General features: G+C 70.1%; 9 protein-coding genes and 1 pseudogene. 3 read left to right on the forward strand and 7 right to left on the reverse strand.

Translation table 11 applies throughout. From position 1 onward, the window contains the following. The first annotated feature begins 68 nt into the window (after positions 1-68). Positions 69-1,994 (forward strand): oxidoreductase, encoded by a 1,926-nt coding sequence (locus ACTXG6_RS09425; RefSeq protein WP_445187373.1) that lies wholly within the window; start codon positions 69-71, stop codon positions 1,992-1,994. Between the two features lie 25 nt (positions 1,995-2,019). Here the strand turns inward: ACTXG6_RS09425 and ACTXG6_RS09430 are convergent, their stop codons facing one another. Next, entirely contained in the window at positions 2,020-2,913 is an 894-nt protein-coding gene (locus ACTXG6_RS09430) for an acyl-CoA thioesterase (protein WP_445187374.1), read from the reverse strand. Between the two features lie 153 nt (positions 2,914-3,066). Between ACTXG6_RS09430 and ACTXG6_RS09435 the strand changes: the two genes are divergently transcribed. Together ACTXG6_RS09435 and ACTXG6_RS09440 are read left to right on the forward strand one after the other, a co-directional pair. Then, on the forward strand, positions 3,067-3,837 hold the full coding sequence (locus ACTXG6_RS09435) for an alpha/beta fold hydrolase (RefSeq protein WP_445187375.1): 771 nt from the start codon (positions 3,067-3,069) through the stop codon (positions 3,835-3,837). A gap of 170 nt (positions 3,838-4,007) precedes the next feature. Next, a pseudogene (locus ACTXG6_RS09440) lies at positions 4,008-4,575 on the forward strand (MFS transporter); the annotation flags it as partial. A gap of 102 nt (positions 4,576-4,677) precedes the next feature. On the opposite strand, the gene ACTXG6_RS09445 reads toward ACTXG6_RS09440, so the two are convergent. The 6 genes from ACTXG6_RS09445 to ACTXG6_RS09470 all read right to left on the reverse strand — a co-directional run bounded on the left by ACTXG6_RS09445 (position 4,678) and on the right by ACTXG6_RS09470 (position 11,245). Beyond that, the gene (locus ACTXG6_RS09445; RefSeq protein ID WP_445187376.1) at positions 4,678-5,112 is read right to left on the reverse strand and encodes a cupin domain-containing protein; all 435 of its coding nucleotides are present in this window, start codon (positions 5,110-5,112) and stop codon (positions 4,678-4,680) included. After that, positions 5,109-5,381, reverse strand: a complete 273-nt coding sequence (locus tag ACTXG6_RS09450; RefSeq protein ID WP_445187377.1) for a hypothetical protein — start codon at positions 5,379-5,381, stop codon at positions 5,109-5,111. The genes ACTXG6_RS09445 and ACTXG6_RS09450 overlap by 4 nt, the downstream gene beginning before the upstream one ends. Positions 5,382-5,498: 117 nt before the next feature. Further along, positions 5,499-6,206: an alpha/beta fold hydrolase gene (locus ACTXG6_RS09455; protein ID WP_445187378.1), complete on the reverse strand. Its 708-nt coding sequence runs from the start codon at positions 6,204-6,206 to the stop codon at positions 5,499-5,501. A 68-nt stretch (positions 6,207-6,274) separates the two neighbouring features. After that, on the reverse strand, positions 6,275-7,519 hold the full coding sequence (locus tag ACTXG6_RS09460) for a cytochrome d ubiquinol oxidase subunit II (protein ID WP_445187379.1): 1,245 nt from the start codon (positions 7,517-7,519) through the stop codon (positions 6,275-6,277). A 4-nt stretch (positions 7,520-7,523) separates the two neighbouring features. Beyond that, on the reverse strand, positions 7,524-8,909 hold the full coding sequence (locus ACTXG6_RS09465) for a cytochrome ubiquinol oxidase subunit I (protein WP_445187380.1): 1,386 nt from the start codon (positions 8,907-8,909) through the stop codon (positions 7,524-7,526). Then, a complete protein-coding gene (locus ACTXG6_RS09470; RefSeq protein ID WP_445187381.1) occupies positions 8,906-11,245 on the reverse strand; it encodes an FdhF/YdeP family oxidoreductase in 2,340 nt (779 codons plus the stop codon). Before ACTXG6_RS09470 ends, ACTXG6_RS09465 begins: the two co-directional genes overlap by 4 nt. Positions 11,246-11,258: the final 13 nt, after the last annotated feature.

Consider the following 11,258-nt stretch of genomic DNA (forward strand, 5'->3'; position numbering starts at 1 on the left):
CGCGCCCCACTCAACCACTGCCGATCCGACGCCACACCACCACGCGAGCAGGTCGAGGTGATCACCCGGTGTTTCCCACATTGATGTCGCCGTTGCGGATCCGGAGCTTCGAGGTGCGCAACCGCGTAGTGATCACCTCGCATGGCACCAGCGAGGCGTTCCGGAACCCGAGCGTGCCGGCGGACGGCTACATCGAGTACCTGCGGCGGCGCGCGGCCGGCGGGGCCGGTCTGATCATCGCGCAGCCGCAGTACCCGAACCCGTTCGGGCCGGTCGCGCCGAGCACCGTAGACCGGCACCGAAAACTGGCGGAGGCGGTCAAGGCCGAGGGAGCCGTGCTGCTGATCCAGCTGGCGCACCTCGGCGCGACGTTCCGATCGGACTCCGACGTGCGGAGGCCCCCGCTCTGGGGCTTCGACAGTGTGCAGACGGCGGACGGTGAGACAGCGCACCGGATGACCGACGCCGAGATCGAGCGCATGATCGAGGGCTACCGGGACATCACCCGGATGGCCGTCGACGCGGGGTTCGACGGTGTCGAGTTGCACGGGGCGCACGGCTACCTGGTGCAGCAGTCCCTGTCACCCTGGGGCAACCAGCGCGGCGACCGGTGGGGGCAGGATCGGACGTTGTTCGCCCGCCGGGTGATCGAGGCGGTGCGCCCGCTGCTCGGGACCGAGCGGATCCTCGCCTACCGCACCGCGACCGACGACCTGAAGTCGCCTGAGGACGGTGGTCTCGGTCCGGCGGGGTTGGTCGAGACCCTGCGGGCGGTGCTGGGTACCGGCGAGGTGGATCTGCTCAACACGACCGTCGGGTTCGGCGGTCCGAGCTACAACGTCGCGATTCCGTCGTACCGGCACGGGGAAGCACCGAATATTCCGAGACTGCGCGGTATGCGCGCTGCCTTGGGGGAGGCGCTGACCGTTCCGGTGATCGGCACCGGGCGGATCGCCTCCCTGGGAGTCGCCGAGCGGGTGCTGGCCGACGGGGACTGTGAACTGGTCGGGATGACCCGGGCACACATCGCGGACCCGGACATCATCGCCAAGTCCGTTCGCCGCGAAGCGCATCGGGTGCGGCCGTGCACCGGCGCGAACGTCTGCGTCAACAGGAAGCTGGCCGGGTTTCCGGAGATCTCCTGCTTCCATAACCCGGAGGTGCTCCGGGAGCTCGAGCTGGCACCTGGGCTCGCCGCTACGCCGAAGCGGGTGGTGGTCGTGGGTGCCGGTCCGGCCGGGTTGAAGGCGGCCGAGGTCGCCGCCCGGTGCGGGCACGAGGTTCGGCTGTTCGACGCCCGCAGCAGGGCGGGGGGCCGGCTGCGTTTCGTCGAGCACACGGCCGCCTCGACGCTCGCCGCCTCGTTGGACCACCTCGTGTCCGAGCTGGCCGAGTACGGCGTGAAGCCCGAGCTCGGTGTGCGGGTGGACGCGAGGTTGCTCGGCGAGCTGGCGCCCGACCACGTCATCCTCGCGACCGGCTCGCTGCCGCCGGGCCCGGAGGCCGTGCCAGGTGGGGCGACCGGTCATGTCGTGTCGAGCAGCGAGGCCCTCGTCGGCGAGATCGACCACGACGTGCTCGTGTACGACACGGTGGGGGCGAACGAGGCCGCGCTGGTGGCGGAGGCTCTGGGCGCGCGGGGCAGCCGGGTCACCTTCGTGACCCGGTTCGAGACCGTCATGCCGTACGGCGGATCGCTGCACCGGTTCGAGACGCCCGCCGTCCTGCGCCGCCGCGCCGCGCGGATCATCACCGAGGGCCTGCTCGGTGATCTCGACGGCCGGACCGCGACGATCGTCCGTTCTGACGGCGAGACGATCGCCGAGGTCGAGGCCGGCACCGTGGTGGCCGTGACCAGCCTCGAACCGGACAACGAGCTGGTCGCCGAACTCGAGCGTCTCGGCGTCCCTCATCGTCTGGTGGGCGACGCACTGGCGCACCGCACCGCTGTGCAGGCCTTCAAGGAGGGACAGGAGGCGGCGCTGGCGATCTGACCGGCCCGGCACCCAGCAGGCTGTGTCAGCCGCGACGTGCGTCGGCGACCGTCAGACCGATCTCCTGAGCGACGCTGGCCACCAGCAGGCCGTCCCGGTTGTAGAACCGTCCGGTGCTCACGCCACGCGAACCGGCCGCCGCCACCGACTCCTGGGTCATCAACAGCCAGTCGTCGGCACGAAACGGACGGTGGAACCAGATCGTGTGGTCGAGGCTCGATCCGAAGACCCCGCGACCCTGGACCAGGTCGACCCAGGAGATCTCGCTAGGTGAGATCACCACCTCGAACATGACCAGGTCACTGCTGTAGGCCAGCGCGGCGGCCTGAACCAGCGGCTGATCGGGCAGCGTGCCCGGGATCCGCATCCACAGGATGTTGCGCGGCTCCCCGGGGTTCTGGTTCCACGGTTCGCGGCCGCCGTAGCGGACCTCGACCGGCCAGCCCTTCCCGGCATTCGCGGGGGCGGCGTCGCCCAGGTCGCGGAGGATGGCCTCGGCGCGCGGCAGGAAGTCCTCAGGTCCCGCGACCGAGGGCATCGGCTGCTGGTGGTCCATCAGGACGCCGCCCCGGTGGAAGGAAATCATGACCTCCGCCAGTGCGCGCTCGCCCTGGGTGACGGTTACCCGGCGGGTGCTGTAGCTGCTGGAGTCCCGCAGGTTGGTCACGGCGTAGCCGACGGGACTGGACGGGTCGCCGAGCCGCAGGTAGTAGGCGTGCATGGAGTTGACGAGTCGCTCGGCGGGCACGGTCTGCGCCGCCGCGAGCAACGCCTGGGCCAGCAGTTGGCCCCCGTACAGCCGGTCGAAGGCGCCCGGGCTGGGCTGGCTGACGAAACGCCCGTCGCCCCGCGGCTGGACGGCGAGCACCTCGTCGAGAAGGGAGGTCACCGCCGCGGTCATGGCATCGTCTTCCACCACCAGGTGTCCTCCCGCCGATTGCTGCGCACAGGGCTGTCGCGGATTCGCTGGCAACCATAGGAGAAGCTGTGCATCCTTGCAAAAGAAGCATCGGTTCCTTGACTGGCGGCCCGAGTTGCGGGACCGTCTGGGGACGCCGAGAGGGGTCCGAGGATGGTGCACAGGCCAGCGCCGCGGCCGGCCCGCGGATTCGTGCTCGTGCACGGCGGGGCACATGGTCCGTGGTGCTGGGACAAGCTTGTGCCGTTGCTGAACCACCCGGCCGCCGCGATCGAGCTGCCGGGCCGGACCGCCGCCTCCGACCTGCCGCCTCGACCACTCCGCCTGGCGGACTATTCGACCGCGGTGGTCGATGGAGTGGACGCGGCCGGATTCGACGAGGTCGTGCTTGTCGGTCATTCGCTCGGCGGGCTGACACTGACGGCGGCGGCCGGTCTACTCGGCGAGCGTGTGAAGCACGTCGTCTATGTCGCGGCGATGGTGGCGGGACGGCCCGGTGCCCCGATCGACCTGCTGCCGCAACCGTTGCGCGCTGTTGTGCGCCGACGGCTGGCCCGGCCCGGTGGCGGGTCCGGCGGCCGCCTGGAGCTGCCGGCCTGGGTGGTACGCCGGTACTTCTGCAATGGTCTGGACGACGCCGACGCCCGTACTGTCCGGGAACTGGTGTGCCCCGAGCCCACAGCGCCGCTGCTGGAGCGGGGCCGGGGACCCACGCTGCCGGCACATCTGCCGAGGACCTACATCGGTTTCCGGAGCGACCGGGCCATCCCGTACTTCATGCAACGCCGGTTCGCCTCACGGATCGGGACGAGCCCGGTCAGGCTGGACGGCGGGCACGACGGGATGATCGGTAATGCCGCCGGGCTGGCCGCGCTGCTCAACGGGATCGCCGCGATGGCGCAGGTACGAGTCGACGGGCGCTGAGTAGGCGTACCGCGGCGGGCCGAGCCGGATGAACAGCGGAACTGGCCGGTGTCCGCGATGGCGACGACGGTGCGCACGGCGTCGGGATCCACGCCGAACGCCTCCAGTTGCACAACGCCTGGTTGGATCTCACTGGTCAACGCGAGGTTGGTCGGGAGGGCGTGCTGGAAATAGTGGCTGGCCGGTCGCTGGGGCGGCAGTTCAGGTGGCTCTGGGCGGCGTACGCGGTCAGCGCATACGGCTCGGGTATCGGGTTCGGCGCGTAGCTGCTGATCGTGTCCGTGATCGTCGCCGCGGCCAAGATCGCCTTCAACGCGGCCAGCGGCGCATACCTGAAGGCGCTTGTGCGGCCGGGCGACCTGCTCGTGGGCGAACGGCCGGTTCGAGTCCACGACCTGGTCCGCCACCGCGATCGGCCCGCCGCTCGGTGGGGCCGCCATCGGACTGCTCGGTCCAGTGACGACCGTGGTGGGCGATGCGGTCAGCTACCTGCTCTCGGCACTGGGGATCCGCGCGATCGGCGGCAGTGAGCCGCACCCGGCGCGAACCGATGCACCACGGCTACGCGTCGGCGACATGCTCGACGGATGGCGCTACATCCTGACGCACCCCGTGCTGCGCCCGTTGTTCGTCAACGCCGCGCCCTGCGTCGGTGGCCTGATCGGCTCGCGGCTGGCCCGTCGGATCGTCGCGCGGTTCGGCCAGCACACGGTGCTGCTCACCGCCGGGGCGCTGCGCCGCGATCGCATTGGCCGGCCTGCTGATCCTGACCACCCCGCTCCTGCTACCCCGACACGACCCACACGCCACAGCGCGAGCCGGTGCGCGGCTACCCGGTCCTTAGTCGTTGTTGCGGGCCATGAAGGAGCTCGCGTCGCCGTCCTCCGGATTCACGAACACGATGTCGTCCGGCCTGCGCCGGGGCACGTCGATCGACAGCACCACGAACGGGTGCTCGTCGATGCGTGGGAATCCGTGCACCTGGCGGCGGGCGAACCGCAAGAAAGTGCCTGGACCAGCCTTGGCTTCCTGACCGTCCAGGTGGAACAGCCCCCGGCCGGACACCACGTACAGGTGTTCGTCGCACTCCTCGTGGTAGTGCAGCGGCAGCTCGCGGTAGATCCGAAAGATCCGGCTGCTCGCGTCCGGAAAGTCGCTGAAGTAGACGTCGGTGAGCATCGACTCCGACTGGTCCGGCATCTTCTGCAGCTCCTCGAACACGTCGAAGATTTGCTGCTTGTTGTCGGTCTCCGCCTGGTATTCCTGGTTGGTCATGGAATGTTCCTCCTCCAGTTGCGGGCGTGTTCTCGCCTGCGCCAACGTGAAAACGCTCTCGCGCTGTTCGCTACCGGCGCGGAACCGCTCAGGTTCCGCACGGTTACGGCCACCAGGGAAGCCAGCACGTAGGTGACCATGGCGGCGATCAGGCCGAGCTTGGCGACCTGCCAGTCACCTAGCAATACGGCACCGGCCGCGCCCGCGGCGAAAACCAGCACGGCGGCGGCGCCGGCGAGCTTGCCGGCGCGGGCGATCGGTTCAGTCACGGCGGTACCGGGTTGGGCGCGCTGTCGTGAACCATGGCGTCGGTGGCCTTCTCGTGAGGTGTTACGCATCGGCGACGGGTCGACTCGGGGTCGAGTAGCACCTGAGGTGGCCGCCGCTCAGGATGCGGAGCGGACCGCCTCGATGATCGTCTCCGCCACCTCGATCGGCCTGGAGACAGGGATTGAGTGGGATCCGCCCTCGAGCTCGATGACCTTTGCGCCGATCTTGTCGGCCGTCGCGCGCTGGTACTCCGGGTTGATTGCGTTGTCCCGGCTCGGGATAACCCACCAGGTCGGCACACGCCGCCAGGCCGGCTCGACCGCGAGTGGCTCGCCGAAACCGAGCGCCGCGGCGGGGCGCTGGTTGGCCGCGCCGGCCGCCGCTTCTTCCTCGGTGACGTCAGCGGCGAACACCGCGCGGTACTTCCCCGGTTGCAGGGTCAACTCCGGGAGGTCGCTGCCGGGGTACGTCCACGCCTGCAACGCGCCGGACAGCTGAGTCTCCGGGAAGTCGGCAGGGGCGTCCTGTGCGTTCTCTCCCTTGTCCAGACCGAATGCGGCGACGAGAACGAGGGCTTTGACGTTCGGGGCCGAACTGCCGGCGTAGGTGACAACGGGGCCGCCGTAGCTGTGGCCGACAAGGACCACGTCGCCTTCGGTCTGGCTGACAACGCTGGCGACGTACTCACCGTCAGACGTGAGTCCGCGCAGCGGGTTGGCGACCGCGCGGGCCACCAGGCCTGCCGCCCGCAGGCGTGCGATGACCTTGTTCCAGGAGGATCCATCGGCGAAGGCGCCGTGTACCAGCAGGACCGTGGGTGTCATGATCTTTGCCTCTCAGGTTGGCTAGGGACGGACTCGGGTGTGGCTGGTGTCGTCGATCGGAGCGCCGATCAGCGCCGCCCGCGGACGAACACTGTCGGCTCCTCGGCGGCCACCTCGTCGGGGCCGACCGCGGTGAAGATCGCCAGTCCGGCTCCGGCAAGTGCGAGCACACCGAAGACATGGGCCACCCCGGCGTCGGCCAGCGTCAGCAGCACCAGACCGACGAGGAAGCAGGCCACGCCGACCCGGCCCGCCCATCGCGGACGGACCGCATCCGGGCCGAGGGTGGCGTGCCGAACCGGGGCACCGGGGTCCGGGTCCAGGTGGCCGGCGAGGCTGAGCCGGAACAGCAGCGCGAGGCTGGGCGCCAGGACAACCAAGCCGAGCAGCACCGAGATCACCACCGCCCACAGGGTGGCGCTGTCCGCGGCCGCGTCGCCGAGGGTGAGGCCGGGTAGCAGGTAGGGCCGCTGCGCCGCGGCCCAGCCGCCCAGCAGCGCGGCCACCGCCACCCCCGCGGCCACCCTGGCGACATCGAAGTGGCGCCGCCACACCAGCGCCAGGGAGCCGAAACCGCCGACCGCGGAGACCACGGCGGCGGCCAACCCCCACCCGGAGGACAGCCCGGCGAGAATCCTGGGGGCGTCGCCGGCGAGGACCGGCAAAGCCACCAGGGCCAGGACGCCGGCCGCCACACCGGCGAGCAGCGCACGGCTCCGGAAGGCGCGCTCCAGCCCGGAGACCGGGTGCCGCCGGGCGTCCGCGGCCAGGAAGACCGCCGCGAGGTACGCCCCGACCGCCACCGCGAGGCAGCCGCTGACCAGCGAGGTCGGGTTGACCCAGCTGGTCACCATGTCGCCCTTGGCGTTGCCGACCGGGACCCGTCCGGTGGCGATGCCGCCGATCACCGTGCCCAACATGAACGGCGTGAGGATCGACGACAGCGCGAACGCCGTGTCGATGAACCGCCGCTCGGCGGGTTCGTCGGTGGCACTCTGCACCGCGTAGCACAGCCCGCGAAGCACGATGCCGATCGCGGCGAGGAAGATCGGGATCGCCAACGTCGAGCAGACCGAGCCGAACACCGTCGGATACGCGGTCCACATGACCGTCAGCACCAACACCAGCCAGACGTGGTTGGCCTCCCAGACCGGCGCCATGGCGTGGTGGGCGTGGTCGCGGAGCCGGCGGCCGTGCTCGCCCCCGCCGGCGGTGAGCTGCCAGAATCCGGCACCGAAGTCGGCCCCGGCCAGCATCGTGTAGAGGACCAGGCCGACCCATGAGATCAGCAGTGGAAGCGTCTGGAGCAGCACAGCGTCACCTGCTTCCGACGGCCGTCGGCGAGCCCGTCAGCGGGTTGCCCGCACCGGTCGGCATGGGCACCTTGGCCAGCCGCCGCAGCGTCCAGAACACCGCCACGGCCAGCAGGGCGTACGTCCCGGCCAATACCCCGTAGCCCACCGGGATGCCGGTCGCCCCGGTCACCGCGTTCTCGGTCCGCATCACGCCGTACACCACCCATGGCTGGCGCCCGACCTCCGTGGTCACCCAGCCGGCGATCAGCGCGACGTAGGCGAGCGGGCCGGCCACCACGACCGCCTGGTAGAACCGGCGGCTGTTCGGCAACCGGCCCCGCCGCCAGCGCACCACCAGGAACACCGCGGCGAGCAGCACGAGCAGGGTGCCGATACCGGCCATGGTCTGGAACGCGAAGCGGACCACGTTGACCGGTGGCTGGTCGGTCACCGGGACCGAGTCCAGGCCCCGCACCACGGCGTTCGGGTTGTGGAAGGCCAGCAGCGACAGCAGCCGGGGGATCTCGATGCCGTAGCGGACCTGTCCGTCGATGTAGAAGCCGAGCAGGTGTTCCGGGGCGCCCGCGGTGGTCTGCGCCAGACCCTCCATGGCGGCGAGCTTGATCGGCTCCTCGGTGGCCACGTCCCTGGCCGCCCAGTCGCCCACCAGTACCTGCAGCGGCGCGGCGACCGAGGCGGCGGTCAGCGGCACGGCCAGCGCGGTGCGCTCGTAGCGGCCCCACCGCCCGCGCAGTCGGCCGACGGCGTACACCCCGGCCACCAGGAATCCGGTCACCATGAACGCGGCGAGGTACATGTGCACCAGCTCGTGCCAGAAGTAGGTGTTGGCGAACAGCGCCCGCACCGGGTCGATGTCCACCACCTGCCCATCGGCGCCCAGCTGGAACCCCTGGGGGTGGTTCATCCACCCGTTGACCGCGATGACCATCAGTGCGCCGACCACTCCGGCCACCGCGATCGGAACCCCGCTCAGGAAGTGCACCCGCGCCGGCAGCCGGTCCCAGCCGTACACGTAGATCCCGATGAAGATCGCTTCGAGGAAGAACGAGAAACCCTCGATGGCAAATCCCAGGCCGAACACGGGGCCGAACGTCGCCGTGAAGTTCGGCCACAGCAGGCCCATCTCAAAACTCAGAATGGTCCCGGTCACCACACCGGCGGCGAACAGCGTGACCATCACCTTCGTCCACCGCCGGGCCAACACCCGGAACAGCTGGTCACCGGTGCGCAGGTAGCGCCACTCGAGGAACAGCACCATCACCGGGAACGCGATCCCGAAGCACACCAGCGGAATGTGCACCATGAACGACAGCGCCTGCATCTGCCGTGCAGCCAGCAGGTACGGCTGCTCGGGCGGTGCGAACGCCGAGCACAGGGCCGGCCTCATTGCTTCACGACCTCGACGATCTGGTGCTTCATCAGCGGTTGGTCGCTCTGGCCGCTGTAGTCGCCGAGCGCGCACAGCACGTTGAGCTCCGGCATGTACCCGCTGACGCAGCCCGGGGGGATGTTGTAGGCCACGGCGCGGTAGCCGTAGACCGAGCGGGTGCTGCCGTCGCGGGCGAAGCTGGTGATATCGATCAGGTCGAACTCGCCGATGCCGCGCTCGGCCATGTCGGCGCGGTTCATGAACAGCAGGGTGCGGAGGTTCTTCACCCCTCGGTAGCGGTCGTCGTCGGAGTAGATCGTGGTGTTCCACTGGTCGTGCGAGCGCATGGTGGACAACATGAGCTTCCCCGCCCGGGGCAGGACGTCGGGCAGCGGCGCGGCATGGAACTCGGCGCGCCCGCTCGGGGTGAGGAACACCCGTTCCCGGGCGGGCTGGCGGATCCGGAACCCGAGCGGCAGCCGGACCCGGCGGTTGAAGTCCTCGAACCCGACCAGCGCCTTGGCCATGGTGTCCCGGATGCGGTCGTAGTCCGCGACGTAGTACTCCCACGGCGTCGCCGAGTCGGGCAGCGTGGCACGCGCCATCCCGGTCAGGATCGCGCACTCGGACATCAGCGCGGGCGAGGGCGGTTTCCGCATGCCGTAGGAGATGTGCACCATGCTCATCGAGTCCTCCACCGTGACGCCCTGCTCGCCGGACGCCTGCACGTCGCGCTCGGTGCGTCCGAGGCAGGGCAGGATGAGCGCGGCCCGGCCGTGGACCAGGTGGCTGCGGTTGAGCTTGGTGCTGACCTGCACGGTGAGGTCGGTGTTGCGCAGCGCGGCGAACGTCGCCTCGGTGTCCGGGGCGGCGAGCGCGAAGTTGCCGCCCATGCTGACGAAGACGCGCACGCTGCCCTCGAGCATGCCCCGGATGGTCGTCACGGTGTCCAGGCCGTGCTCGCGCGGCGCCCGGATGTCGCACGCCGCGTCCAACCGGGCCAGCCACTCCTCGGTGGGGCGGTGGTCGATCCCGCAGGTGCGGTTTCCCTGCACGTTGCTGTGGCCTCGGATCGGCGTCGGGCCGGCGCCCTCCCGGCCGAGGTTGCCCCGCATCATGAGCAGGTTCATGATCTCGCGGACGGTGTCGCAGCCGTGCTCCTGCTGGGTCACCCCAAGGCACCACGCGATGATCGTCCGGTCGGCGGCCAGGTAGCGGTCGGCCAGGTCGCGGATGGTCTTCTCCGGCACCCCGGACTGGAGGGTGAGCTCCTCCCAGGAGGCCTCCTCCACGGCCTTCCGGTACGTCTCGAAGTTCGCGGTGTAGCGCTCGATGAACAACGCGTCGACGGCTGAGGGGTCGGTCTCTGCCCGTTCCAGCACCGCTTTGGCGACGCCCCGCAGCAGCGCCAGGTCCCCGCCGATGCGTGGCTGGACGTCCATCGTGCCGGTCCCGGTGGCGTGGAAGGCGGCCATCGCGAGGAACTCGTGCGGCACGATGGTGCGCCGGGATGCCGCCTCCACCAGGGGGTTGACGTGCACGATCTGCGCACCGCGCCGGTGGGCGTCGGCCAGTGCGGTGAGCATCCGGGGGGCGTTGGACGCGGCGTTCACCGCCATCACGATCAGCAGGTCCGCCTTCTCCCAGTCGTCGATGTCGCAGGTGCCCTTCCCGGTGCCCAGCGCGTCGGTCATCGCCCGCCCGGACGCTTCGTGGCACATGTTCGAGCAGTCCGGCAGGTTGTTCGTGCCGAACTCCCGCGCCCACAGCTGGTACAGGAACGTGGCCTCGTTGCTGAGCCGGCCCGAGGTGTAGAACGCCGCCTGGTGCGGGCCGTCCAACCCGCGCAGCGTGGCGCCGACCAGCTCGAACGCGCTGTCCCAGGAGATCGGCAGGTACTTGTCGTTCGCCGGGTCGTAGACCATCGGCTCCATGAGCCGGCCCTGGTCCTCCAGCGCGAAGTCGGTCCAGCCGGACAGCTCGGTGACCGTGTGGGCGGCGAAGAACTCCCTGCCCACCTTCTTGCGGGTCATCTCCCAGGTGACGTGCTTGATGCCGTTCTCGCAGACATCCAGGTGCAGGTTGTTCCGGTCGTCCGGCCAGGCGCAGCCGGGGCAGTCGAACCCGCCGTTCTCGTGGTTCATCTTCAGGATCGCGTGCGGCCCGCGCACCAGTTCCCGCGTCCGGCCCAGCACCTTCGTGACACTGATGGCGGCACCCCAACCGGCCGCCGGCGCCTCGTCGTCCTCCTGGGAGAACTCGCCGCCCCGGTTCGGCCCACGCCCCTGGGCCTCTCGCCCCGGCGCGCCCCGGCCTAGATCATCCCCAGGGATCAAACCGGATGTGCTGGTCATTGCCCTACCTCCA

The sequence above is a fragment of the Pseudonocardia sp. Cha107L01 genome (assembly GCF_052566575.1).

Excerpts from the sequence above, each read along its gene's own strand:
- ACTXG6_RS09435 (WP_445187375.1), top strand. The coding sequence starts at position 3,067 with ATGGTGCACAGGCCAGCGCCGCGGCCGGCCCGCGGATTCGTGCTCGTG.
- ACTXG6_RS09445 (WP_445187376.1), bottom strand. The coding sequence starts at position 5,112 with ATGACCAACCAGGAATACCAGGCGGAGACCGACAACAAGCAGCAAATC.
- ACTXG6_RS09455 (WP_445187378.1), bottom strand. The coding sequence starts at position 6,206 with ATGACACCCACGGTCCTGCTGGTACACGGCGCCTTCGCCGATGGATCC.
- ACTXG6_RS09465 (WP_445187380.1), bottom strand. The coding sequence starts at position 8,909 with ATGAGGCCGGCCCTGTGCTCGGCGTTCGCACCGCCCGAGCAGCCGTAC.
- ACTXG6_RS09470 (WP_445187381.1), bottom strand. The coding sequence starts at position 11,245 with ATGACCAGCACATCCGGTTTGATCCCTGGGGATGATCTAGGCCGGGGC.